The organism is Salinithrix halophila (assembly GCF_042650125.1).
GTDB lineage: Bacteria > Bacillota > Bacilli > Thermoactinomycetales > DSM-45169 > Salinithrix > Salinithrix halophila.
The window spans coordinates 745262-769417 of record NZ_JBHSAP010000007.1 but is presented as its reverse complement, the minus strand read 5'-3'; the positions used below and the strand labels follow the sequence as shown (position 1 = coordinate 769417).

Below are 24156 nucleotides of genomic sequence, written 5' to 3'. Positions count from 1 at the left end.
AAAGGAGGGAATGCCATGTACACGTTGGAATTGGTGGATACCCATGTACACTGGGATCGTCTTCGGGAGAAAGCGATGGACGAGATCGTGGACCGTGCTCGCAGGGCGGGGGTGAACCGGGTTATCGCCGTAGCAACAGACCCGGAGTCCTGCATGGCACTCCTCCAACACCGCCGACGATACGAAGGGTTCCTGGATATCGCCTTTGGGCTTCATCCAGAAGAGGGAAAGGGATGGGACGAAGCGGAAACGATCTTCCGCCTGATTCGGGAAAACCGCCACACTATCGTCGCGGTCGGTGAAGTGGGCCTTCCCTGGTATTCCCTGGCGGAAGGCGAACGGAAAAAGCCGCCGTCATCGGATGCGAAGGGCATCCTGGAGGGGTTTCTGCGCCTGGCTGTAGAGTTGGATCTGCCGGTGATTCTCCATGCGATCCACGGCGGAGCGGAATGGGCCCTCGACATGCTGCGGCAACATGAGGTGAAGCGGGCGGTTTTTCATTGGTTAAAGGCGCCGCCCCAAGTGACAGAAGCCATCGTCGGGGCGGGTTATTTCGTTTCAGTGACGCCGGAAGTGTGTTATCGAAAGCGAGATCGGGAATGTATTGAACGAGTGCCTTTATCGTCTCTCTTGTTGGAGACCGACTCCCCCTGGCCGTATCGGGGGCCTTTTGCGGACAAGCCCTCTGAGCCTGCCTGGGTTCGGCGGACGGCGGAGGCAGTATCCCAGATCAAAGGGATATCCCTCATGGAGACGGCGAGGCAGACCACCCAGAACGCCGTTCAGTTGTTCCGTCTATGACAAGCATCATAGAACCTATGTCCCATCCAAAAAGGAGAGGAGCTAGGATGAGGAAGCTGTTCACGGTGAAGGAGGCCAACGCGATGATTCCCGGCCTGCGTGATGCACTGAAGCAGCTTCAAAAATTGAAGCGAGATTTCGAAGTTCAGTATGGGGAGTTGCAAAAAATGCGTTCCCACATCTCCAACGGCCCGCTCCTTAAAGAAGATCCCTTCTTTGAAATGGAGGCCCGGCTGGAGTTTCTCAATCTTCAGGCCCGCAGTTCGATGGAACGCATCCGCGAGACCGGTGTACTGCTGAAGGATATCGAGAAGGGGCTGATCGATTTTCCGGCCAGGCGCAATGGTCGCGACGTGCTTCTGTGCTGGCGGATGGAAGAGGATGAGGTATCCCATTGGCATCATCCGTGGGAGGGGTATCACTACCGCAAAGAAGTGGATGAATTCTTCGGGGAGACTCTGTAAATAGAAAAGGAGGGGAGGTGTTTCGTTTGGCACCAGCTCCCCTCCTTTTTCGTTTTCTTTGACGCCGATCCGGGGTAAGATAAGCGGGGATCCGCTCGTACGCCCTTCACCTGCTGAGGTAGAATTTCAGGAGGGCGAGGCATTCCCGTATATAGTGGTAAGGCATCTGTAAGCGTTCTGTTGCGAAAGGAGCCGGTTTTACCGCTATATCCGCCTTTTCCGCGCTGCGCATGGCCCGGTACATATGGTAATCATGGGTGATGAGATAAACCTCCCCGATCTCCTGTTCTTGCAGAATCTTCCTGGTTTTAAGCAGGTTTTCCCGGGTGTTGGAAGACTGGTCCTCAAGGAGGATTGCCTCTTCCGGAACACCATGTTCAATCAGAACCCGTTTCATCACTTCCGCTTCGCTCACATGACGGTGATTGGCACCGCCGGAACAGATGAACCGGTCAATCCATCCGTTGGCATAGAGATGAAGCGCCTGATTCAGTCGCTCTCGGAGGGCGGAGCTGGGCTTCTCTCCGTGCAGGGCGGCACCCAGGATGATCGCGCTCCGACGGCGATCAGGTTCAAAGACGGTTCCCCGGAAGCGGGATACACGACTCCACAGGAACCTTCCGATGAAAGCGGCGAAAAGAAAACCCGCCAATAAAACATATCCCATCATTCGGTTCGGTTCGTCCTCTCTGATCCATGGATTTTCCTTTTTAACGCTGTGGTAGGTGACAATCAGAAAGGAAGGGGGGATCCGGGTGCAAAAGAGAAAATTTCCCGCTGGTCCGGTCCAGTTCGATCACCAGGCCGTCCAGCCAGTCGGTTTCTTCTTCCGGACAAGTGAAGGGGACCCCCTCCGCTTCAACGATGCGGAATCCTGGACGGGCTTCCGTTAGTTCTAGGGCGAAAGACGGGGTGCTGCACCCGGAAGTGAGGGGAACGACGCGCACAAGAAGTGCCTCCTCGGTTTCTTCCGCGGCCAGGAGGGCTCTCAGCCTTGCCGCCGCTAGCGGACTGATTCGGATGTTCATGGCAAACCCTTCTTTTTTTCAATGTGATGACATGGTTACTATAGCATGATTATCGCACACGACAAAAGGTGTTTGATCTTCCTAGGTGAGGTGAAAGTGATGTTCCGATCGCGTTTTTTGGGGGTAGGTGCCGCCTTGCTGCTGATCCTGGCGGCTTTTATCATCCCCTTCACGTTGCTGGATGACGTCCGATCTTGGACGGGAGCGTTTCTTTTCTGGATCCTGTTTGCTCTGACAGCAGTGCTTCTCAATGCCTGGATTGCATCGAAATGGAGGGATCCAAGGTGAACGAAATTTACGTATGGTGGGGGATTGCTATTTATCTGGTGGCCTCTCTCCTCATCGCTTGGCTGGCCCGGACCGGAAAATCCGAGTCCTTGTCCGATTATTTCTTGGCACGGCGCTCTCTAGGAGGGGTGGTGGCTGCCCTCAGTTACAGTGCAACCACCTACAGCGCTTTTATGTTGGTGGGATTGGCGGGTCTTACCTATCAGGGGGGAATTGGAGCCCTCGGCTTTGAATTCATCTATCTTTCCGGTATGGTCCTCGTTGTGTTTTTTGGGCCGCGTTTTTGGCTGGTCGGAAAAACATTCGGGTATGTGACACCCTCTGAACTGCTAGGAGATCGGTACGGGAGTCGCGCCGTGGCTGTTGTCACTGCTGTAGCTTCCTGTCTCTTTCTGATCCCCTACTGTGCGGTTCAACTGGCTGGGGTCGGCCTGCTGATGGAGGGAATGACCAAGGGGGCGATCTCTTTTACCACCGGGGCGGTGATCGCTACGCTTACAGCAGTTCTCCTCGCCTGGATCGCCGGGATGCGTTCGGTTGCCTGGACAGATGCCTTTCAATCGCTGGTGATGATCCTGACTGCAACTTTGGTAGTACTGATCGTCATTCAGGGGCTGGGGGGCTTTGGTGCGTTCTTTTCATCTCTGGAGCGAAAACAGCCGGATCTTTTATCTGTACCGGGAAATGGTTTTTTCACTTTTCCTGTCTTCCTAGGACTCACCTTACCTTGGTTCTTTTTCAGCATATCCAATCCCCAAGTGAGCCAACGGCTGTTTATGCTGAAAAATCTTAGGGAATTGCGGCGGATGTTGCTGATCTTCCTTGGGTTTGGGTTTATTTATACCCTGGTGTCGGTGTTATGGGGCTTTTCTGCTCGTTTGCATTTTCCCGATCTAGCGTCAGCGGATTTGGCGACCCCCTCTCTCCTCGCCTCCTCCCTCGTGCCTCCTTTTCTAGGCGTAGTGGTGATGGTGGGCATCATGGCGGCTGCTGTCTCCACTGTGGATTCTATCCTTCTCACCCTTTCTTCCTTGGTGGCCAGGGATCTCTATGGTTCACTAGCGAAGCAGAAAAAGTCGGCTCGGGAGCTATGGGCCGGTAAGCTGGTGATCCCCGTCATCGCCCTATTGGCCTATCTCTTCGCCTCTCTGAAACTCAACTTGATCGCAATACTGGCCGTATCCTCCTCCGCCGGTTTGTTGGTGATGATCCCGGCCATTTTTGGGGCGTTCTTTTGGAAAGGGGGGACTGCCTCGGGTGTCTTGAGCAGTGTGATCGGAGGCGGAGGTTTGGTGATCCTGCTGGAGTGGTCGGCTTGGAAACCGTTAGGACAGGCTTCTGGGGTGTGGGGGCTCCTCACCTCCTTGCTATTGTTTATCGGAGTGAGCCAGTTCACCTCCCCGCCCAAACGGGAAGCGGATCGGTTTCTGGATTATCTCAGGGACGCCCTAAAGGAACGAAAGGTTTGGTGATCGTATAGTTAAAATTTCATGGAATTTTGATTTTATGTAGCCCGCGAGGGCTTTTTTTGCTGGGGGTCGATTTCATTTTTCCAGTGAAAAAGCTTCGTTACCAAAGCATTCCTCAGTTGTGACCGAAGCGTGGACAATTCCTGACAGAACGGTTACTGTCCGGTGAAATTTTTTTCAATTTCTCTCCCTAGGGGGGGTTGAGCTTCTTCACATCTGCTACGATAAAGTGGATGGGAAACGAGCGTCCAATGACGGGGAATCCCGTGATATAGGATCCGGCGTCGTCCGAGGCAGAGGCCGCGGACGACGTTCTTGTTTGGCGGGTGGAGCCGTTCTGCCTGAACCATGGAAAAAGGAAGGAGACTGGAGATATTGCCAAACCGTAAAGGGTTCTGGAAATGGCTGACGACCGCTGGTATGATGGTACTTCTGCTTTCGGGCTGCGGTCAGATCAAAAGCGGGGTTTTAAATCCTCAGGGCCCCGTCGCCCAGAAACAGTACGATCTCATTTTGTGGTCCTCGATCCTGATGTTGATCATTTTGGTCGTCGTCTTTGCACTTTTTGTCCTCATCCTTATCAAGTATCGGGCACGGCCGGAAAACGAGGGTTACGAGCCTCCGGATGAAGAAGGGAACACGTTCCTCGAGATTGTCTGGACCGTCATCCCGGTTATCATCGTGATCGCCCTGGCGATTCCGACGGTCACCACCACCTTCGACCTGGAGAAATCGCCCAGTCCCGATAAGAAGCCGATGACCATCGAAGTTACTTCAGCTCAATGGAAATGGATTTTCAAATATCCTGAACAGGGGATCGAAACCGTCAATTACGTGAAAATCCCTGAAAACGTGCCGATTCGCTTCCGACTGACCTCTAACGACGCAATGAACTCTTTCTGGGTGCCCGAACTGGGCGGCCAGAAGTACACCATGGCCGACATGCCGATGTATCTGTGGCTGGAGGCGGATAAACCCGGTGAATACCTGGGCCGGGGAGCCAATTTCACCGGCCGTGAATTCGCCAAGATGGAGTTTGAAGTAGAGGCCGAGAAACAGGCGGATTTCGATAACTGGGTGAAGCAGGTGAAAGCGACAGCACCTGCACAGACCGAGAAGGCGTATCAAAAACTTCTTAAACCCGGCACGGTGGATCGTCAAACATTTTCTTCCTACCCGAAATCAGCAGAAACGGGTGACGAATCCCATTCCCATGGTAGCCACAAAGGTTCGGATGACATGGAACACATCGGGGATCAACGGGAAGAGTCCTCCGATGGAGATCACCACCATCATTGACGGAAAAGGAGGTTGGAATTATGGATCTTTTTGAGTTGAAGATACCGGATCATTTTATTGTCTGGGGAAACCCCTTGATCATTGGGGCCTGGATCTCGATTATCCTCACTTCTTTGGGTATTTTCTTTGTACTTACCAAATACAAAAAATGGCGTTGGCTGTGGGAGGAGTGGCTGACTACCGTCGACCACAAAAAAATCGGGATCATGTATGTTCTCGCGGCTCTCCTGATGTTGTTCCGGGGGGGATTTGACGCGATTCTGATGCGGACCCAGCTGGCGCTGCCAAACCTGGAGTTTCTGGACGCCCAGCACTATAACGAAATTTTTACCACCCACGGAACGGTTATGATTATTTTTATGGCGATGCCCTTTATCATCGGTTTGATGAACATCGCCGTACCGCTGCAGATCGGGGCGCGGGACGTGGCCTACCCCGTCCTGAATGCTGTTAGCTTCTGGCTCTTCTTCGCCGGAGCGATGCTGTTCAACATCTCTTTCGTCGTGGGGGGCTCTCCGGATGCAGGCTGGACCAACTATGTGCCCCTCGCAGGCTCGGAGTTGACGCCGGGGGTTGGGATCAACTATTACTTGTGGGGGTTGCAGATCTCCGGGATCGGTACCCTAGCAACGGGGATCAACTTTCTGGTAACGATCCTGAAGATGCGCGGCCCAGGAATGACCCTGATGCGGATGCCGATGTTCACATGGTCCACCCTGATCACATCGATCATTATTATCTTTGCTTTCCCAGTGCTGACGATCGCCCTGGCTCTTTTGACCTTCGACCGTCTTTTCGGCGCCCATTTCTTTACGATTGACGGCGGCGGGATGCCGATGATGTGGGCGAACCTTTTCTGGATCTGGGGACACCCTGAAGTCTACATTGTTATCTTGCCCGCATTTGGAATCTTTTCCGAGGTCATTAGCACGTTCTCCCGCAAGCGGCTGTTTGGCTACAATGCCATGGTCCTCTCGATGGTAGCCATTTCAGCGCTCAGTTTCATCGTGTGGGTTCATCACTTCTTTACGATGGGTAGCGGCCCCTGGATCAACTCCATTTTCTCCATCACAACGATGGCCATCGCCATCCCCACCGGGGTGAAGGTGTTTAACTGGTTATTCACCATGTATCGTGGCCGGATCGAATTTACGGCTCCGATGCTGTGGTCCCTCGCCTTTATTCCCAACTTTGTTATCGGCGGGGTGACGGGGGTCATGTTAGCTTCCGCTGCGGCAGACTATCAATATCACAATAGCTATTTCCTGGTCAGTCACTTCCACTATGTGCTGATCGGCGGTACGGTCTTCGGCTGTCTGGCAGGCTTGTACTACTGGTGGCCCAAGGTATTTAATTTCAAGATTAACGAGCGGCTTTCCAAGTGGGCTTTTTGGATCTTCGTATTCGGGTTTAACTTGTGCTTTATCCCGATGTACCTCGTCGGCCTGAAGGGAATGCCACGCCGGATTTATACCTACCGGGAGGGCCTCGGCTGGACCGGTTGGAACTTGGTCGAGACGGTAGGAGCTTACCTGATGGGGATTGGTTTCGCCATCCTCGTATGGGCGATTATCTACAGTATTCGCCATGAAAAGCGAGAGACCACCGGCGATCCCTGGGATGGCCGTACTCTGGAGTGGGCAATTCCTTCGCCGCCCCCTCACTATAACTTTGCTCGCCTTCCCCGTGTAGCCGGCAAAGATGCCTTTTGGCGGGCTAAGAAGAAGGAGGAGAAGCTCTTTGATGATGAGTCTCCCCTGAAACCGATCCACATGCCAAACAACTCAGGGATGCCGGTTATCATGGCCGGATGGATGTTTGTCGCCGGTTTTGGCCTCGTCTTCGAATGGCTTCTGGTGGGTATCATCGGAATTCTCGGCGTGCTTTTGTGTATGGTCTGGCGTTCTTTCCACGATTATGAAGCCGACCATTATGTCCAAGTAGACGAAATCAAACGCGCTGAAGCCGCGGCAAGGAGGTCGTAACGATGGCAACCACTACCGCAAAAACGGATCATCCTCCGTTTCCCGAGTACCAAACCGAAGAAGGCCGTTTGAAGATTCTCGGCTTTTGGGTATTTCTGGCGGCGGAAGTCGTCCTTTTCGCCACCCTCTTTGCCACCTACCTGGTGCTTCAGGGCCGGACGGCTGGAGGCCCCACAGCCAAAGAACTCTTTGAGGTCAAGGAGTTTATGATCGAGACCTTTCTTCTGTTAACGTCCAGCTTTACATGCGGCCTGGCCACGTTGGAGATGCGCCGCAACCGGGTGAAAGGGGTCTTCATCTGGATGGGGATTACCTTGGTTCTCGGCCTCGGGTTTCTCGGCATGGAGATCCACGAGTTTGTGAAGTACGTCGAGGCAGGAGCGACAATCAGCACGAGTGCGTTCTTGTCCGCGTTCTTCGTTTTGGTGGGCACCCACGGCGCCCACGTTAGTCTGGGTATTGTCTGGATCCTTCTGATTCTGATCCAGACAGCCCAACGCGGGTTGACTCCGGTGACTTGTCGCAAGTTGTTCATCGGCGGACTCTACTGGCACTTCCTTGACGTGATCTGGATCTTTATTTTCACGGCAGTCTATCTAACAGGGTTGGTGATATAAGATGAGCCAACATCAAGCAACGGTTAAACATCATATTGTCGGGTTCATCCTATCTCTTCTCCTTACTTTTGCGGCTCTCTTCGTCGTGTTAAAAGCCCCTTTGGCTGTCTCGATCAAACTGACGGTCATCGTGGTGCTGGCTATATTGCAAATGGCTGTGCAGCTGGTTTATTTCATGCATGTAACAGAAGGTAGCAAGCTTTATCAGGTCATTTCACTCGGTTATGGGATTTTCGTCGCTGTTTGTGTAGTGGCGGGTTCGATTTGGATCATGTTGTACAATACCATGCATTTGTAACTGGATGAACAAAAGAACCGGCGGATTCCCAGAAATCCGTTGGTTCTTCATTGTTTGTGACCAAAACGGTAAAAATTTTTGTGTTATAATAACAAAAGGCCCTTTGAAAGGAAGAAGACGGCAATTTTTCAAGGCCACCCATCAGGAATTCGGCTACCCGGTATGGAATCAGCCTAAAAGGAAAGAGGAAACAACATAATTTTTACCTGAATAATGGGATAGGGAGAATATTCGTTTAACGTATTTCTAGTTGACATTGGATGAATACGGAAATTATAATCGCAAACGTGTGGATGAAAATTGTTTCGGTATGATGAATTTTTTGTCAGGGGGCGCAGCTTTGAGGAAAGGAACGTTCACCGCCGTGTTCAGTGGAAAAAAGCATTTGGCAGAGGATCGATGCATTCCGGTGGAGCCTGATTTTTGCGAGAATCGGGGTTTACGCTGGAAAGGGGGCGGGGGTTGTTTTAAAACACGCCCTGTCGACTTGAAGAGAGGCTGGTATACCATCACGTGGTCTCTCTCCCAGGAATCTGCTGACGGTGGAAAAAGCCCCTCTTTCCAGGCTGAATTGCTCGATCCTGACGGACGGACCATCACTGCGATGCCCTTAGATGAAGAGAGTGAAATCATCGGTTATCATACGATAACAGTCAATCTGCCGGAGGACCAATCGTACTGTGTGGTGATCCAGGCCGAACATGTCTTTTGGGATCTGATTATCCTTCAGATCCCGATGGGGAAGCGTCCTTGAACCTGAAGATTGCTTCGAGGAACTCGTTTTCGGGGGAGTTTTTATGGACAGGGAGGGAGAGCAGTGGTGAATCGTTTCCGTGCCTTGATGGTGGATAAGTTCAACCATTCTTTTTCTATGGAAGTGAGAGAACTAGGATGGAATGACTTGCCGAAAGGGGATGTTACCCTGCGTGTCGCCTGGTCCGGTGTCAACTACAAGGACGGGTTAGCCGGCATCCCGGAAGGCAGAGTCGTGGAGTCCTATCCGATGGTGCCGGGGATCGATCTTGCCGGGACAGTGGTCCATTCCGTCGATTCTCGCTTCAAGGAAGGGGACGAAGTGATTGTCGCAAGTGCCGAATTGGGTGTTTCCCATTTCGGGGGCTTTAGCGAGATGGCCCGGGTATCTGGAGACTGGCTGATTCCTCTGCCGACTGGACTTACCCTGCGAGAAGCGATGATTCTCGGGACAGCCGGTTTTACCGCCGCCATGTCGGTGCAGCGGATGGAGGAAAACGGCGTTGCTCCAGGGAACGGGCCTGTTATCGTTACCGGTGCTACGGGAGGCGTTGGAAGTACGGCTGTCGCTATGTTGGCCCAGCTGGGGTATAAGGTGGTAGCATCAACCGGCAAGTCTACTGAACACGACTACCTGCGACGGCTGGGGGCGGAGGAAATCCTGGACAGGGAAGCACTCGCTGTCCGAGACGACCGACCGCTGAAAAAAGCCCGTTGGGCAGGGGCGGTAGACCCGGTCGGGGGTGAAACGCTATCGTATCTTCTCAGCACGACCCGTCAGGGAGGCTCGATTGCCGTCAGCGGACTGACGGGAGGGTCAACATTTGCGACGAGTGTGTTCCCCTTCATTCTAAGAGGCATCAATCTCTTGGGTATTGATTCGGCTCACATCACCAATGCTTACCGCAGACGGGTGTGGGCAAGGCTGGCGGGTGACCTAAAGCCGGAAGCGCTGTTGAAGGTGATTGGCAGCACCGAAATCACCCTAGAGGATTTACCGGATGCGCTGTCCACGATCCGGAAGGGCGGCGTCCGTGGACGTACCCTAGTTCGGCTGTAAGCGGGAAGTCGATTCTCCCTGGTAAGCAAGGAGTGAGAATCATGGAAGCATGGTTTATTGTCCTCGGGGGACTGGTGTTGCTGTTCGTGGTTGCGACCGTGGGTTTCCGGATCACGGAGCCGTTGATTCGTTATCTTTTTCGGGAAATTCCTTCTTTCATTGACCGAAAGCCATCTCGGTTTGAAACGGAACGGAATTCGGAATGGAAACAGTGGGAGCGGGTCAAACGGTACAGGGATGAGTAAAGCTCCGGCCTCCGCCGATACCGGAGTTTTACCCATCCTTGCTCTGTGACGAAGGGAAGGGTAAGATTAAGGCTGTGTTTTCGACTGGAACGACTTGAAAGAGAGATATATTTTCCGAGGGACAAGGAGGAGAAGCGTATGACTGGATATCGTTTGAAAGCCAGCGCGGGCCTGGGTCTGCTCGCGGGGATTTTTCTGTTGGCTGGATGTCAGGCATCGGAGGAACACTCGGCATCCAAAGGAGAGTCTTCTTCAAAAAAGGGTACGTCTCACATCGAGTCAAAAAGTGTGGCTGAAGGGGAGAAAAAGGATCTGAAGGTGACGGCTGACCAGGAGACCGGTCGTGCCTGGAAGGATAAAGCCGGCCATGTGAAAGTTCACGGGGCAGCTCGGATTAAGAATACGGGTTCAAAGCCGGTGGAATTGGATACCGTTCAACTCAATTTTCTTGACAAGAACGAGAAAGTATTGGGAACGAAAGAAGTGCTGGCTGTTGTTCCTAAAATCCTAAAGCCTGGTGAAGTTGCTTATGTGGGGAAAACGATCTCCCTGAAAGAAAAACGGGATCCGAAGGTCTTCGACCGGGTGACCATTAGCACGGATTACAATCCAGCCTTGAAGCCGCCAGTCACCCTGAAAACGGACAAACTGTCGGGTGAGAAGTCCAAGGACACAGTACGTGTCACGGGTACCATCCACAACGAGACGGGTGAAAAGGTGAAGGACATCTTTGTCACCGCAGCTCTCCGTGATGGGAAAGGCAACCTCGTGGCTGTTGTAAATGAGTACCTCGATATGGGGATCAAAGCGGGGAAAAGCACCGGATTCGAAGTCGAAGACTCCTCACTCCCCAAGGAACTGACCAAAAAAGTCGATGAAAAACAAGTGAAAGCCCAAGCGTATCCTCTTTTTATAGGGGAGGAAAAATAAATGAAGAACCGGACGGGGGCTCCCGTCCGGTTTTTATATATCCCCTACACCAAGCGAGGAACCGTGACCGCCTCCCTGATGCTCCACTCTCCCTTCGGGAGAGATCTATCTCCGGTTTATATTTATCTAGCATTACGGGTAAATAGGGATATATGACACCGTTATCTCCCTTTTTGATTGTGTTTCTAAGGACTCAGGGAAAGTTAAGGCTATCCACACAGGAGGTTAACGGATGCGAATCATAGTTACAGGCGCCCATGGTTTGGTCGGTACCGAGGTTGTCAGGGACTTACGGATAGCGGGTCATGAGGTTATCCCGCTGGTACGTAGACGAGAGTGGGAGGGGATTTTTTGGGACCCAAGTAAGGGAGAAATCGATGGAAAGAAACTGGAAGGGACGGACGCCGTTCTTCATTTTGCTGGAGAAAATATCAGTTCAGGCCGTTGGACAGTAAAACAGAAAGAGCGAATCTTGCAGAGCCGAGTCAAAGGGACGACGCTTCTGGCTGAGACATTGGCTGATTTGCAAAAACCGCCATCTGTCCTGCTTTCTGCGTCAGCGGTCGGTTTTTACGGAAGCTGCCTACAAGGAGAAACCGTAGACGAAGATTCTCCCCTAGGGGAGGGATTTCTCGCTAGGGTCACCGAGGCCTGGGAACACTCGACGAAAGCGGCAGAAGTGGCTGGAATCCGGGTTGTTCACATGCGGTTTGGAATGATATTAAGTCAAAAAGGTGGCGCTTTAGCCAAAATGCTTCCGATTTTTCGCCTAGGGATCGGTGGAAAACTAGGCGATGGCAAGCAGTCCATGAGCTGGATTTCATTAAGTGAAGTCCCGTGTGTTATCCGTTTTCTGTTAGAGCACGAGGAACTACATGGACCCGTCAATGTGACCGCTCCCCAGTCGGTAAGTAATGTAGTGTTTACCCGTACCTTGGGTAGTGTTCTCCATCGCCCTACGCTATTTCCTGTTCCCCGTTTACTCGTTAAAGCAGTTTTCGGTGAGATGGGAGAGGAGCTTCTCCTCAGCGGGTGTCGCGTCTTGCCGCAAAAATTAACTATGGCAGGGTACTCCTTTGCTTATCCTTCTCTCAATGAAGCGCTCATAGAAGCCTTACAAAGGAGATAAATGGCAGGTGTATTAAAGGTGGTCAAAAGTATATGCGAGCGGATCGAGGAGAGAAACGCCCCCGGCTAAAGGTTAAAGGTTAACGGGCCTCTTGCGCTTTAACGGGGGCATATACTTGTCTCCAAGGCGGCCTAAGCAGCGCCGGGTTCATCGACCGTCGGGTTGCCCTAGCGAACATCAAACGGGGGATGACACGATCAACTTTGGCAAGGCCTTTTCTTCATTACTTTAGCTGGAGCTCCCCCTTAGCAACCACGATCCCGTCTTCATCCACGTAAGCCCAATGCCCCGGTGTCCAAGTGACCCCGGCGAAGGTGACGGACACATTGCGTTGTCCGGTCCCTTCCTTTTTGCTCTTTTTCGGCATCGGAGCGAGAGCGAGGACACCGATGTCCATTCGGGCTATTTCCGGCGTATCCCGGATACACCCGTAGACGATGATTCCCGCCAGCTTCCGTTTGACGGCGATGCCCGCCAGGCGATCCCCCAACAATGCGCAGGCCTTCGAGCCGCCTCCGTCCACCACCAGGACGCTTCCCTCCGGGATGGTTTCCAATGCTTCTATTACGCGTACGTTATCCTCCCGGACCATCACAGTGGCAATCGGTCCGAAAAAACGCGATCTGCCGCCAAAAGAGGTAAAGATCGGCTCTGCGATTTGCAACTCTTTCGAATACTCGTCACATAGATCTGTCGTTCTCATGAAGTTCCTCCCCTTGTGGATTTGATGTAATGGTATCGGATGGATGAAGAAAGGGCAAGAGAGGAGAGGGAATTTCCGGCTTGTCTTGCCACTGGATTGTGACAGTCCCGGGTTTGGACAGGCCCCTGTGAGTGATATACTGGGTCTATACTCATATATCTCAAGGCGGGTGAATACGCGTGGCCGATCTCAACAACTCATCCGAGAACCCCTACGGCCCTCCCAAGGACCGGAATTACACACCTTGGGTGGTGGGGCTGTCCATCGCGATCAATGCGATTGTGGCGGTGCTTTTCTTCATGCCGAAAGTGGAGGGCCTCGACCATCTGGATCTGACCTTCCTGCCGATGATGAACGCCATCTTTAACAGTTTTACCACCGTGTTTCTGTTGGCGGCTCTCTACTTTATCCTGAAGAAGAACGTGACCATGCACAAACGGTTTATCTATGCGGCCTTTTCTTCGACGGGATTGTTCCTGATCACCTATCTCACGTACCATGCCTTGGCGCCCAGTACACACTACGGCGGGGAAGGCCTCCTGAAAGCCATTTACTACTTTATTCTGATCACCCATATCGTGCTGGCAGCGGTGATTGTTCCCCTGGCCCTGGTCACGTTTTTCCGGGGGATTAACATGAGGGTGGAGAAACATCGGAAAATCGCCCGCTGGACAATGCCTCTCTGGCTATATGTTAGCATCACTGGTGTGGTCGTTTATTTGATGATTTCCCCTTATTATTGAGTAAGTCCGGCCAAAGGCCGGTTTTTTTGTGGAAAAGGGAGAAACTCCCGGCGTGTCGAAAAAGATAGGGATCGCGAAAACGGAAGACGAATCAGCTTTTCATCTCGGTCACATGGGGGAAAGGATTTAGGTATCGCCGGACGCGACTGTATGCTAGAGAGTTAACGGCACTTTTAAAGAGGAGGGATTGTGATGTATCAGGAGAGAGACTGGGATGAAGTTTACATGACTGGGGACTTCCGCAACCGTTGGGATTACGCCTACCCCTCATCTGAGTTGGTCACCTTTGTCGCAGCTGGAAATCTGTCCAGCGGGGCGGCGGTGTTGGATGTGGGATGCGGTGCTGGACGGGAGGCGGTCTTCCTAGCAGGACAAGGATTCCGTGTTATCGGGGTGGATTTGAGTGATGAAGCCCTCCATATCGCCCGTCAGCGAGCGGAAGAAGCAGGGGTGAATGTGGATTGGCGGCAGGGGAACGTCCTGGAACTGCCGGTGGCGGATGCATCCGTTGATTTCGTCAATGATCGGGGTTGTTTTCATCTGATTCCGGAAGAGGAACGAGGGCGTTATGCCACCGAGTTGGCACGAGTGCTGAAGCCCGGCGGTCATGTGTTGCTTAGAGGATGTCGGGAACAACCGGAAGATAAGACATTCGTGCTTGTCACACCAGAAGCTGTTGACCGTTATTTTGGTGAGATTTTTGATCGTGGTCCCGTTGTACCGATCCAGTTGATTAGCGACGCTTTAGGTGAAGGGCTGGATGCCAATCTGGTCGTGCTTCGCAAGAAACCGCTGTAACGGCTTGGCTCCCGTAGGAGGTTCGCTTGAAAGATGGAGTCAGAGGAAACCGGCGGGGATCCGCCCGGTTTCCTCTTTTGTTTGCGGTTCTCCATTTCTGCAAAAAGAAAAGACCGCCGATACGGTGGCGGCTTCTCCCGGTTCTCACTGACCCTGGTCCTCTACGGTTTCCGGCTGGGCAGGTTTTTTCCATAAACGGCTGATGGTTTTTTCGATGAAAATGGCACCGAGAATGGAGAGTAACAAACCCAAGCCGATAAATAACCCGATAATCATCTGCGGTTGCCATTCCTGCATATTCATGGACCCTCTTTCGTTTGTGCTGTCATTATCATACTTATATAACTGAAGCCATTTCCATCCTCTAAAATTTCCAAATGGATGGAAATCGACGATTGCCCATGTGAAAAAGCCGAAATGAACCGATCCATATCCATGGAAGAGAGGTGAAGATCTCCTCCCATTCGTGGTGGTCAACCCCCGTATTTGCGGGCGGGGGCAGCTCGATGGACTCGGGCGGTTTGAGTCATTCTCATGAAAGGGGAAGAAGCCTTGGGTACAAAAAGAAAGTTATTGTTCGTCTATGGTTCCCTGCGTCGCGGTGAAATGTATGAACATTACCTGAATGAGGCAGAGCCTGTCGCCATGCAAGCCTGGACTTCGGGTATGCTCTTTGATACGGGCGAGGGGTATCCAGCGATGTCCCTTCTCGGTTCTGGACGGGTTTACGGAGAAGTGTATAGGATAACCGAGAAAGAACTGGCTGCCATCGATCAGCTAGAGGATTTCCAACCTGGGGGACACGGCAACCTTTATGAGCGGGTCCGACTCCCCATCGAAACCGACCAGGCTTCCCTAGAAGCCTTGGCCTATATATTCCCCCAACCGAGAACGCAGGAGATGCCGGTAGTAGAGATGGGAGATTGGAAATCTCGTCGTCTTACCAAGGAAGAGGAATTTCTTTATTTTGCATACGGTTCCTGTATGGATGATGAACGGTTCCGGCTTCAGGGAGTGGCCGGTTTCTTTCGCGACATGGTCGGTTGTGGAGTGCTAAAGGGATATGCGATGTGCTACACGCTCCCTTATGCTGACGGCGGCAGGGCGGATATTGTGGAGCATTACGGCAGCACCGTGGAAGGCAAGGTCTACCGTATCGGCAAGGAAGGGTTGGAATACCTTCTTTGGCGGGAGGGTGTACATCGGGGTGTTTACCGTCCTGCCTGGGTCACCCTCCAACTTGGTGGGAAGCTGGTTTCAAATGTCCTCACTTTTACCGTCATGGATAAGAAGCAAGAGACTGCGCCCCCGGACCACTACGCCCGGGAGATTCTGCGCGGAGGCAAAGGCATCGTTAGCGATCGTTATTACCAACAGCTGCAACGTGACCTGAAGGAGAAGTTTGGAATGGACGTAAAAGGATAGAACGGGACATCTGTCCCTCTGTTTTAATATTGGAAAAGTGATCAGTGATCGGGGCTTTTCAGGCGCTTTTGTTTTTGAGGGGGCTCCACTCTTTACGCATGACCTTCTCCACTTGGATCAACCGCATCTCCTGGACCGTTTTCATTAATTCCGCTAACCGCTTCTTTCGACTCATAGTCGAGACCCTCCTTTGTTTATCTATCTGTCTGTAATCATTGGATACCCCGTTTGAGCAGATGTCGAAACATTGAAATACCTATCCGGAAATAACAAACACCCGCATATCGTGTGCGGGTGTTCAACGTTGGAAGAGCTGTTCTAAAAATGCTCGTTCTGCGGGCGTCCAGCCCCGCTCTTCTAGAATGTGAATGGCATTCGTCGATAAAGGTGCATTGACAGTAAAGGGAATTCCCCGTGCTGTCGCTAATCGGTCCACCCGTTTTAGGTCGGTGGCACTCATGCCCCCTGCTTTCCAGATTTCAAGGCTGGAGCCGTCTTTAAAGTGGAGAAGGTAGGTGCCGGAGAAGAGTTCGTCATCCGTTCCGACGGAGTGGCCGACGGAGATGTTCGTCACATCGTCCCAGGTGTGCGTGGTTTCCCGACCGATATTCCAGAAAGGAGATTGTACAATTTTGTCTGGTCCGATCAAGAGGTAGGAATCGAGGACCATCAACAAGAGCGGGATCGCGACCAGAATTGGGATTGTATAACGTTTTACTGTTTTTTGGATGTTACGGATGCCATAGCGCAACACTTGAATATAGAAGAGAATAAGGGAGAGAAGCAAAAGCAGGGAAACGGTGCTGGCGGCTTTATCCGTATAAGAATGGAAATAGAGAGCTCCTTTGTCCTCGAACAGCCATCTTTGCAACATGTATAACCCCTGGATGGCGAGAGTGAGAGGCAGGATCAGAATAATCAGGTTGAGGAGCGCCGAACCACCGCCGCGCAGGATGTTTTGGAGGATGCGGGCTCCTTTCCAGGGCATACGGGGAGTCTCTTGAAAGGCAGCCATGGTTCTTACTCTCCTTTACAAAAAAGCTGAAACCATTTCTAAATAAATCATACTGAAGTCCTAGACGAAAAGCTATTACAGAGGCATTACAAAAAGGGGACTTTTTTCGTTCTTCGTGGTCCGAATAAAAAAGGTAAGAAGAGTACCGGTTTTTATTTCGGGGAAAACGAAAGAAAGAAGGAAGACTTGGCCTATGTACTGTACCGGCAGCGCCGGGTACATTAGCGGTATAGATCATCCATTCTAAACGGCGATAAAAGTGGTAGCTCTGAAAGGAGAGGGAATGAGGATGGAAACTTCTCCGGCTAAAAATAAAGACCTGCACGGGTCGGCACCGGATACCTCCCATACTGCCCTGATTTTGATTGATGTGATCAACCAGATGAAGTTTAAGGGAGGGAAGGCCCTTCTTTCCCATGCCCTCCCTATGGCCGATCGGATTCATCAGCTTAAGAAGAGAGTGAAGGAGAAAGGGATTCCGGTTATCTACGTCAACGATAACTACGGTCGTTGGAAATCAGACTTTCACCAGGTGGTGAAGCAGTGTCTCCATGAGGAGGCGCCGGGAGCACCGATTTCTCAACTACTGGAACCAGAAGACGACGACTATTTTGTCATCAAACCAAAGCATTCCGGTTTCTTCTCCACCACCTTGGGAACTTTACTTGCCTATTTGAATGTGGAGAGGTTGATCTTAACGGGGGTGCAGACCGATATTTGCGTTCTGTTCACGGCGAATGACGCCTACATGAGGGATTATCAGCTTCACGTCCCTGCCGACTGTGTCGCTTCAGAGGATCCGGGGGAGAGTCACCATGCTCTCCGGCAAATGAAAAAGGTTCTGTCCGCGGACATCACCCCTTCACAGGAGCTCGACTTGGACCGTTAATCCGAAGGGAGTCCATGCTTACGTAGATAAAGAAAACTGGCCTCAGCTGAGGCCAGGTGGTTTTTTCGTTCCTTATAGTCAGGGATGAGCGGTGATCCAGACAGTTGTTCCTTTGATGTTGAAAGGACCAAGCCCAGTGGGCAGGATGAGATGATCCCCCTTGTAGAAAGGGAAGGTCTCTCCCTCTGCCTCGATTTCCCCTTCACCGTCAATTATACTGGCGATCATAAATGGCTGATCCTGGTGGAAAGAGACGGTTCCGTTCACCGTCCAACGGTGGACGGCGAAATAGGGGCATTCGACGAAGGTGGTCCACTCTCCGGCGTCCAGACGACGGATCTGCCGGTCCGGCACCTGATTGCGGTGGGGAACGAGGGTGACATCCAGCGCTTTGTCCAGGTGTAGCTCCCGTTTCTTCCCTTCGCTGTCGGTGCGATTGTAGTCATAAACCCGGTAGGTAGCATCGGAATTTTGCTGGATCTCCAGGGCCAACGTTCCCGCGCATAGAGCATGGATGGTACCGTTGGGAATATAGAAGAAATCACCGGGGCGAACTTTGATTCGGCGTAACAGGGATGGCCATGCATCCTTTTCCACCATCGCTTTCAGTTCTTCACGGTTGCGGGCATAGTGGCCGAAGACGAGTTCTGCATCTTCTTGACAATCAATAATGTACCAGCACTCGGTCTTTCCCTGTTCCCCTTGTTCATGGATGCCAGCATACTCGTCATCGGGGTGGACTTGGATGGAAAGGTCTTTGTCGGCATCCAGGATTTTGGTGAGCAGTGGAAATGTCTCACTTGGGAAGTGATTGAAGACTTCTGGGTGTTGGGACCATAATTCCGTCAGAGTGAGACCTTTATAGGGGCCTTCCCGCACAATGCAAGGGCCGTGGGGATGGGCGGAGACTCCCCAGCATTCTCCGGTCCGGTCCGAGGGGATATCATAACCGAACTGTTCCCGTAAAGCGGTGCCGCCCCAAATCCGCTCTTGAAAAACAGGGCGGAGAAATATGGGTTGTTGCATGATTTTCGCACTCCTTGCCATCTGATAATAAAAGGGGATGATGAAGGCCGAGGAACAAGGTGCCTCCCCTCGGAGACAGCTGTCGGCTCTTCTGCCCCCATGAGGGTACCACAACCGGCGGCGGGATGGACAGGCGAAATTTCAGGGAAAGAGAGCCGGGTTCCAGTTAGCCGAAAAAAGGCGGATGTATGTTATCATACGGGTGAGGACACCACAAGGGAGGCAGATTTTATCATGGCAACCGAGCGTCAAGGTGCAATTACGTTTAAAGGGAACCCGGTCACCCTGATTGGCCCAGAGCTGAAAGTAGGAGAGACCGCTCCAGATTTTACCGTCCTAGGCAATGATTTGAGCCCAGTTACACTTGCCGACAGCAAAGGAAAGGTTCGAATCATCAGCGTGGTACCCTCCTTGGATACGGGCGTCTGTGATGCCCAAACTCGTCGTTTCAACGAAGAAGCCGCCGGTCTCGGTGAAGATGTGAAGGTCCTTACCGTTTCCGTCGATCTTCCCTTCGCTCAAAAACGCTGGTGTGGAGCTGTCGGGATCGATCAGGTGCAAACGCTCTCCGACCACCGGGATCTCTCCTTTGGCACAGCGTATGGCGTGGTTATCAAGGAATTGCGCCTTCTGGCTCGCTCCGTATTTGTCATCGATGCGGATGATCAGTTGGTCCATGTGGAGGTTGTTTCCGAGGCGACACACCATCCGGACTACGAAGCCGCCGTCGAAGCAGCCAAAAAAGCCCTGTAAATTTGAGAGAATAGTAGTTAAGGCCCGGGTTGCCCGGGCTTTTCCGTTTTTGGGTATCAAGGAAGGGTCAACACCGGATTTTCGGACATCTTATATAGAAGGTCCCGCTTCGCGGCTCCTCATTCGCGTTCAAAAAAGGCAGGTGCAAGTGATGAGTTGTAATCCCTTGTATCGGTTGTTCATCGCGATCCCTCTTCCCGACCGGCAGCGGTCTGTCCTTTCGTGTTGGAGCGAGGTGATGCAGGAACGCTGGCCCTTTCAAACCTGGGTACATCCATCCGATTATCATATCACTGTACAATTCCTGGGGGCTTGCACTTTCCGGCAGGCCCGGGAAGTTAAGCGGGAGCTGAAGCATGTCATGACGGAACAGGAGCCGTTTCGGCTGGCGATCCGGAAGCTGGGTATTTTTGGCGTACCCACCCGTCCCCGCGTCCTGTGGGCAGGATTGGGGGGCGACCTGGATTGTCTTCAAGCGCTCTACGATACCGTGATCAATCGGGTGGAGCCCTTGGGGTTCGAAAAGGAAAAACGGGCTTATAAGCCTCATATTACGCTCGCCAAGAAATACAAGCGGAATGATTTTCCCCAGGAGGAACTGCCCTCACTATTCTCCTGCGGCGAAGAGGATCTAAGCTGGACCGTCGATGAGATGGTCCTCTATCAGACCCACCTGTACCAGTCCCCGATGTATCAGCCCCTTGCCCAGTTTGACATGGGATAAAGCTTCTGTGGTACGCTTACCCGGAAACTGGATGTGCGTCATATTTGCCAGTGGAGAGAATGTCTTCTCTCCACTGGCATTTTTTCTTAGAGCGGCACCCATTGCCAGCCGGCATTTGCTCTATCCGGACTTCGATGATAGAGTAAGTGAGAACAGAGTGTCGTAAACCCACCACTCTTTAAACAACACTAGGGGACCCCATCTGGATATCCGCCTCCTAGAGGAGGTTTTTCTCCATGTGGTTCCCCTTTTTCGGAAAGGGGTTTTTTCATGGAATTTAAGATTCCAACACAGGTGGAGCGGCTCGGTGTCGACATTCGGCGGGAGGAGCTCCGTTATCACGCAAAACGAGTAGCCGTAACAAAGGAGTTTACCTTTGATGCAGCTCATCACCTCCATTGTTACGAGGGCAAATGTAAAAATCTTCATGGCCACACCTACCGTCTGGTGGTCACCATCAGTGGCTATGTGGATGGGGTAGGAATCGCGGTCGACTTCACCGACATCAAACGGATGTATAAGGAGGAGATCGAAGCACGGCTCGACCATCGCTATTTGAATGAGGTGCTCCCGAATATGAACACTTCCGCGGAGAACATGATCGTCTGGATCTGGGAGCAATTGGACGCCCGGTTGGAGCGGGAGGGGCTAAAGGAACGGGGCCACCGACTGGAAGAATTGGTTCTATACGAAACGCCTACCAGTCGGGCTACGATGCGGCGAGAATGGATGGAAGCCGATGCTTGATCGATGGAACCTACCTGAACCATCCATGTACAGACAGTGGAAACTGCCGATGGTGGAAGTGTTTGAGACGGTAGAAGGGGAAGGGATGGCAGCTGGATACCCGACGATTTTTGTCCGTGTATTCCACTGCAACCTGCGCTGTACCTGGTGTGACACCCCTTATAGCTATGCGCCCGCCCGCCCGGAGTATGAAGCTTCCATCGGGGAGATCGCTGACGGGGCTCACCGTTTTTCCAGTCGCCGTATCTGCTTCACAGGCGGGGAGCCCTTGATGCACAGGGAAAAATCCGCTGCCCTCCTCGTCGCCCTGGCGGAACCGGAAGGGATCGAGGATGTCCATATCGAGACAAACGGTGCGATCGAGCTCGATCCTTTTGATGCGTTACGCCGGGAACATCCATGGGGAGAGAAAGTACGCTTCATCATGGACTGGAAATTACCCGCTTCCGGGGAAGAAAGCCGGATGCTGGCGGATAATTTTCGGTGTCTTACCGACAGGGACGAAGTGAAATTTGTCATTGGGGATCAGAGGGATTTCCGCGCCGCGGTGGAGGTCGTCAACCGGTTGCACCGGAAGGGACGCATTCTATTTAGTCCCGTTTTTGAAACATTGCCCCCGCGAAAATTGGTGGAATGGGTGTTAGCTGAACCCCTTCCCCAAGTGAGGGTCAGTTTACAACTGCATAAATTCATCTGGGATCCAGCAGAAAGGGGGGTATAAAGGGTGAAACCAAAAGCGGTTATCGTGCTGTCTGGAGGGCTGGACAGCACCACGTGCATGGGGTTGGCCGAAGAGGCGGGGTATCGTTTGTTTCCCATCACCTTCCGTTATGGTCAGCGTCACGACCGGGAGGTGGAACAAGCCCAGGCGGTGGCTCGTCATTATAACGTGTTCGACCACCGAATCGTTGATATCGGCTTCTTGAGCCAAATCGGCGGGAGTGCACTCACAGATGACAGGATCGATGTACCGACAGAGACAGAAGCGGGGATTCCAGCCACCTATGTACCGGCGCGTAACTTGATCTTTCTCTCCTTGGCGGCGGCTTATGCAGAAGTGATCGGAGCGGAAGCTGTCTACACCGGCGTATCTGCCGTTGATTACAGTGGCTACCCGGATTGCCGCCCGGAGTTTATCGCTCACCTGGAGGAGACCATCCGCCTCGCTACCAAAGCGGGAGCGGAAGGGAATAGCATTCGGCTTCGGACTCCCCTTATCCAGTTGAACAAGGGAGAGACGGTGCGGGAAGGGCTTCGACTCGGTGTCCCTTATCACTTGACGACTTCCTGTTACCAGGGAGGGGAAGTTGCCTGTGGTACCTGTGACAGTTGCCGCCTTCGACTGAAGGGGTTTGCTGAGGCGGGAGCTGTTGACCCGATTGCTTATGCAACCTAAAGCTTTTGTTTCTCGATTTGTTGGATCTGTTTGTCCTGCGTCTTGTGAAAGAAGAGGAGAAACAGGATACTGCCGGCCAAAGCGCAAATCATATCCCACTGGGTATCCCAGGTGTCTCCCTGGTATCCCAGAAACTCCTCCAGTGCTTCTTCTTTTCGTATCGTACCCGAGAGAAACTCCAGGATTTCATATCCCCCCGAAAAAGCGAGGCAAAGACCAATCACGCTGGTGGTCAGGAACGCTTTCTTTACGACGTGTCTCCGGATGAAAATCTCCCTGAGCAGGGCAGCGGATACGATTCCTTGAACGGCATGGCCGAGTCGGTCAAAATGGTTTCGATCGGAGAATTGGTCGAACCATGGTACTCCCTGATAGGTATAATGGCCGCCAGTCAATGTGATCAACCCCCCGATAAAAATAAACACATAGGATATCGGGGTCAACGGGAACCGTTTGTACAGGATACCAAGCAATGCGACGCCCAAAACAGCCGGGCCCGCTTCATAAAACCAGATGGATCGGTCTTTGGGATGGATGGCCGACCAGATCAATACTCCTGTAAAAAGGATCAATAGCGCGATATATAGCCATGTCCTTCTTCTTGACCTCATGCCATTGGCCCCCTTAAACCCACTGTTTCAACCACTTCATCAAGATATCGGCCGCCGGGGTGGAAGCTTCCGAGTGAAGCAGTCTGTGTCCAGCTCCAGGCAGCAACACCAACTCTTTATCTTTTACGTTGAGGCGATCGAAAAACAAGCGAACGGAATCCGTGGGAATCAATGGATCATGATCCCCCTGAAGGCACAGAGTGGGGGTGATGATTTTTTCCACTTGGAGCACAGCTTCGTTGATATGGGCGAGGAGCTCTTGTACCCAACGAATAGAATACCGGGATGCGATGAATGGATCGTTCATCGGCCCTACATCAAACACATATTGTCTCAATATGGGAAACAGCTGGGCTTTTTTCATTAGCCGATAAGGATCAACACTGAATGAAGGGGTAACCCCGCCGATTAGTTGAATCATCCGGATTGCAAAATGAGGGATATCGAATTTTAAGCCCAAAGAAGGGGCGGACAAGACGATTCCGTTGACGTGATCTGGTTTGGTTTGGGCAAAACGAATAGCGATCAGGCCGCCCAAACTGTGCCCGATCAGATAATAGCGGGTATTTCCTAGTCGTTGCTTGAAAAAGTGAAGCAACTGATCCACATCGTCCACATACTCATCAAAACAGGTAACATGGCCGCTTCTTCCATCCGAACGTCCGAATCCACGAAGGTCAAAGGTGAGAAAAGCGTGCCCGTCCCGGGCGAAACGGTTCCCTAAATGCTTGTATATGTCGAGGTGTTCACCCGCCCCATGGATCAGGATCACGGCAGAGTTCACCACCTCAGGTACCCAAATCCGGTAATAAAGATGGAGGCCGTCCCGTGTACGAAAGCGGTCTTCATGGATCTGATATTGGTTACACACATTGCTCCCCCTCGCTTCAGTGATTGTTTTTAAGATGCCGCAAAGCCAAGATGTTCACTCGTGAGAAAAAAATTTCTTGAAAGCGAACA

The 24156-nt window shown here is 52.2% G+C and carries 31 protein-coding genes; 23 read left to right on the top strand and 8 right to left on the bottom strand.

The genetic code is table 11. The annotated features are described in order from the left end of the window. The first annotated feature begins 15 nt into the window (after positions 1 to 15). Positions 16 to 801 (top strand): TatD family hydrolase, encoded by a 786-nt coding sequence (locus tag ACFOUO_RS05900; protein ID WP_380703119.1) that lies wholly within the window; start codon positions 16 to 18, stop codon positions 799 to 801. Positions 802 to 848: 47 nt separating this feature from the next. Beyond that, the gene (locus tag ACFOUO_RS05895; RefSeq protein WP_380703117.1) at positions 849 to 1265 is read left to right on the top strand and encodes a DUF2203 domain-containing protein; all 417 of its coding nucleotides are present in this window, start codon (positions 849 to 851) and stop codon (positions 1263 to 1265) included. Between the two features lie 106 nt (positions 1266 to 1371). On the opposite strand, the gene ACFOUO_RS05890 is transcribed toward ACFOUO_RS05895, so the two are convergent. Together ACFOUO_RS05890 and ACFOUO_RS05885 are read right to left on the bottom strand one after the other, a co-directional pair. Then, on the bottom strand, positions 1372 to 1935 hold the full coding sequence (locus ACFOUO_RS05890; RefSeq protein WP_380703114.1) for a YdcF family protein: 564 nt from the start codon (positions 1933 to 1935) through the stop codon (positions 1372 to 1374). Between the two features lie 40 nt (positions 1936 to 1975). Continuing rightward, entirely contained in the window at positions 1976 to 2293 is a 318-nt protein-coding gene (locus ACFOUO_RS05885) for an iron-sulfur cluster biosynthesis family protein (RefSeq protein ID WP_380703112.1), read from the bottom strand. A gap of 99 nt (positions 2294 to 2392) precedes the next feature. Here ACFOUO_RS05885 and ACFOUO_RS05880 point away from each other — a divergent pair, with 99 nt between their 5' ends. The 12 genes from ACFOUO_RS05880 (at position 2393) to ACFOUO_RS05825 (ending at position 12366) form a co-directional block, all read left to right on the top strand. Further along, the gene (locus ACFOUO_RS05880; RefSeq protein ID WP_380703110.1) at positions 2393 to 2581 is read left to right on the top strand and encodes a hypothetical protein; all 189 of its coding nucleotides are present in this window, start codon (positions 2393 to 2395) and stop codon (positions 2579 to 2581) included. Next, positions 2578 to 4053, top strand: a complete 1476-nt coding sequence (locus ACFOUO_RS05875) for a sodium:solute symporter family protein (protein ID WP_380703108.1) — start codon at positions 2578 to 2580, stop codon at positions 4051 to 4053. The genes ACFOUO_RS05880 and ACFOUO_RS05875 overlap by 4 nt, the downstream gene beginning before the upstream one ends. 372 nt (positions 4054 to 4425) lie before the next feature. Continuing rightward, positions 4426 to 5349 (top strand): cytochrome aa3 quinol oxidase subunit II, encoded by a 924-nt coding sequence (qoxA, locus tag ACFOUO_RS05870; RefSeq protein WP_380703106.1) that lies wholly within the window; start codon positions 4426 to 4428, stop codon positions 5347 to 5349. A 20-nt stretch (positions 5350 to 5369) separates the two neighbouring features. Further along, positions 5370 to 7334 carry a cytochrome aa3 quinol oxidase subunit I gene (gene qoxB, locus ACFOUO_RS05865; protein WP_380703104.1) on the top strand — a complete coding sequence of 655 codons (1965 nt, stop codon included), beginning with the start codon at positions 5370 to 5372 and terminating at the stop codon, positions 7332 to 7334. A 2-nt stretch (positions 7335 to 7336) separates the two neighbouring features. Then, complete coding sequence (qoxC, locus tag ACFOUO_RS05860; protein WP_380703102.1) at positions 7337 to 7951, top strand: cytochrome aa3 quinol oxidase subunit III; 615 nt, start codon at positions 7337 to 7339, stop codon at positions 7949 to 7951. 1 nt (position 7952) lies between these two features. Then, positions 7953 to 8249, top strand: a complete 297-nt coding sequence (gene qoxD / locus ACFOUO_RS05855) for a cytochrome aa3 quinol oxidase subunit IV (RefSeq protein ID WP_380703100.1) — start codon at positions 7953 to 7955, stop codon at positions 8247 to 8249. A gap of 340 nt (positions 8250 to 8589) precedes the next feature. Further along, the gene (locus ACFOUO_RS05850) at positions 8590 to 9003 is read left to right on the top strand and encodes a hypothetical protein (RefSeq protein WP_380703098.1); all 414 of its coding nucleotides are present in this window, start codon (positions 8590 to 8592) and stop codon (positions 9001 to 9003) included. Between the two features lie 66 nt (positions 9004 to 9069). Further along, positions 9070 to 10062: an acrylyl-CoA reductase family protein gene (locus ACFOUO_RS05845; protein WP_380703096.1), complete on the top strand. Its 993-nt coding sequence runs from the start codon at positions 9070 to 9072 to the stop codon at positions 10060 to 10062. 41 nt (positions 10063 to 10103) lie between these two features. Next, positions 10104 to 10307 carry a hypothetical protein gene (locus ACFOUO_RS05840; RefSeq protein ID WP_380703094.1) on the top strand — a complete coding sequence of 68 codons (204 nt, stop codon included), beginning with the start codon at positions 10104 to 10106 and terminating at the stop codon, positions 10305 to 10307. Between the two features lie 138 nt (positions 10308 to 10445). Then, complete coding sequence (locus tag ACFOUO_RS05835; protein ID WP_380703092.1) at positions 10446 to 11237, top strand: FxLYD domain-containing protein; 792 nt, start codon at positions 10446 to 10448, stop codon at positions 11235 to 11237. Beyond that, positions 11238 to 11393, top strand: coding sequence for a hypothetical protein (locus tag ACFOUO_RS05830; protein ID WP_380703090.1), 156 nt, complete (start codon positions 11238 to 11240; stop codon positions 11391 to 11393). Between the two features lie 76 nt (positions 11394 to 11469). Continuing rightward, entirely contained in the window at positions 11470 to 12366 is an 897-nt protein-coding gene (locus ACFOUO_RS05825) for a TIGR01777 family oxidoreductase (protein WP_380703088.1), read from the top strand. A gap of 223 nt (positions 12367 to 12589) precedes the next feature. Here the strand turns inward: ACFOUO_RS05825 and rraA are convergent, their stop codons facing one another. Continuing rightward, complete coding sequence (gene rraA / locus ACFOUO_RS05820; RefSeq protein ID WP_380703086.1) at positions 12590 to 13069, bottom strand: ribonuclease E activity regulator RraA; 480 nt, start codon at positions 13067 to 13069, stop codon at positions 12590 to 12592. A 179-nt stretch (positions 13070 to 13248) separates the two neighbouring features. Between rraA and ACFOUO_RS05815 the strand changes: the two genes are divergently transcribed. Together ACFOUO_RS05815 and ACFOUO_RS05810 are read left to right on the top strand one after the other, a co-directional pair. Then, positions 13249 to 13812: a DUF420 domain-containing protein gene (locus ACFOUO_RS05815; protein ID WP_380703084.1), complete on the top strand. Its 564-nt coding sequence runs from the start codon at positions 13249 to 13251 to the stop codon at positions 13810 to 13812. A gap of 192 nt (positions 13813 to 14004) precedes the next feature. Then, entirely contained in the window at positions 14005 to 14610 is a 606-nt protein-coding gene (locus ACFOUO_RS05810; RefSeq protein ID WP_380703082.1) for a class I SAM-dependent methyltransferase, read from the top strand. A gap of 144 nt (positions 14611 to 14754) precedes the next feature. Here ACFOUO_RS05810 and ACFOUO_RS05805 read toward each other — a convergent pair whose 3' ends face one another. Next, positions 14755 to 14907 (bottom strand): hypothetical protein, encoded by a 153-nt coding sequence (locus ACFOUO_RS05805; RefSeq protein ID WP_380703079.1) that lies wholly within the window; start codon positions 14905 to 14907, stop codon positions 14755 to 14757. Between the two features lie 255 nt (positions 14908 to 15162). On the opposite strand from ACFOUO_RS05805, the gene ACFOUO_RS05800 reads away from it, so the two are divergent. After that, on the top strand, positions 15163 to 16035 hold the full coding sequence (locus tag ACFOUO_RS05800; protein WP_380703077.1) for a gamma-glutamylcyclotransferase: 873 nt from the start codon (positions 15163 to 15165) through the stop codon (positions 16033 to 16035). Positions 16036 to 16333: 298 nt separating this feature from the next. On the opposite strand, the gene ACFOUO_RS05795 is transcribed toward ACFOUO_RS05800, so the two are convergent. Then, a complete protein-coding gene (locus tag ACFOUO_RS05795; protein ID WP_380703075.1) occupies positions 16334 to 17050 on the bottom strand; it encodes a hypothetical protein in 717 nt (238 codons plus the stop codon). Positions 17051 to 17339: 289 nt separating this feature from the next. On the opposite strand from ACFOUO_RS05795, the gene ACFOUO_RS05790 reads away from it, so the two are divergent. Beyond that, positions 17340 to 17939: a cysteine hydrolase family protein gene (locus tag ACFOUO_RS05790; protein WP_380703073.1), complete on the top strand. Its 600-nt coding sequence runs from the start codon at positions 17340 to 17342 to the stop codon at positions 17937 to 17939. A 78-nt stretch (positions 17940 to 18017) separates the two neighbouring features. Here the strand turns inward: ACFOUO_RS05790 and manA are convergent, their stop codons facing one another. Further along, positions 18018 to 18965 (bottom strand): mannose-6-phosphate isomerase, class I, encoded by a 948-nt coding sequence (gene manA / locus ACFOUO_RS05785; protein ID WP_380703071.1) that lies wholly within the window; start codon positions 18963 to 18965, stop codon positions 18018 to 18020. A 234-nt stretch (positions 18966 to 19199) separates the two neighbouring features. On the opposite strand from manA, the gene tpx reads away from it, so the two are divergent. The 5 genes from tpx to queC all read left to right on the top strand — a co-directional run bounded on the left by tpx (position 19200) and on the right by queC (position 22585). Further along, positions 19200 to 19718 carry a thiol peroxidase gene (gene tpx, locus ACFOUO_RS05780; protein ID WP_380703069.1) on the top strand — a complete coding sequence of 173 codons (519 nt, stop codon included), beginning with the start codon at positions 19200 to 19202 and terminating at the stop codon, positions 19716 to 19718. 151 nt (positions 19719 to 19869) lie between these two features. Then, positions 19870 to 20442: an RNA 2',3'-cyclic phosphodiesterase gene (thpR, locus tag ACFOUO_RS05775; protein ID WP_380703067.1), complete on the top strand. Its 573-nt coding sequence runs from the start codon at positions 19870 to 19872 to the stop codon at positions 20440 to 20442. Positions 20443 to 20712: 270 nt separating this feature from the next. Beyond that, positions 20713 to 21189 carry a 6-carboxytetrahydropterin synthase QueD gene (gene queD, locus ACFOUO_RS05770; RefSeq protein ID WP_380703065.1) on the top strand — a complete coding sequence of 159 codons (477 nt, stop codon included), beginning with the start codon at positions 20713 to 20715 and terminating at the stop codon, positions 21187 to 21189. Next, positions 21182 to 21910, top strand: coding sequence for a 7-carboxy-7-deazaguanine synthase QueE (locus ACFOUO_RS05765; RefSeq protein WP_380703063.1), 729 nt, complete (start codon positions 21182 to 21184; stop codon positions 21908 to 21910). Before queD ends, ACFOUO_RS05765 begins: the two co-directional genes overlap by 8 nt. 3 nt (positions 21911 to 21913) lie before the next feature. Continuing rightward, positions 21914 to 22585, top strand: a complete 672-nt coding sequence (gene queC / locus ACFOUO_RS05760; protein ID WP_380703061.1) for a 7-cyano-7-deazaguanine synthase QueC — start codon at positions 21914 to 21916, stop codon at positions 22583 to 22585. Here the strand turns inward: queC and ACFOUO_RS05755 are convergent. Together ACFOUO_RS05755 and ACFOUO_RS05750 are read right to left on the bottom strand one after the other, a co-directional pair. Then, on the bottom strand, positions 22582 to 23196 hold the full coding sequence (locus tag ACFOUO_RS05755) for a DUF2238 domain-containing protein (RefSeq protein ID WP_380703059.1): 615 nt from the start codon (positions 23194 to 23196) through the stop codon (positions 22582 to 22584). The two genes, queC and ACFOUO_RS05755, sit on opposite strands and share 4 nt — an antisense overlap. A gap of 13 nt (positions 23197 to 23209) precedes the next feature. After that, positions 23210 to 24067, bottom strand: a complete 858-nt coding sequence (locus ACFOUO_RS05750; protein WP_380703057.1) for an alpha/beta hydrolase — start codon at positions 24065 to 24067, stop codon at positions 23210 to 23212. Positions 24068 to 24156: the final 89 nt, after the last annotated feature.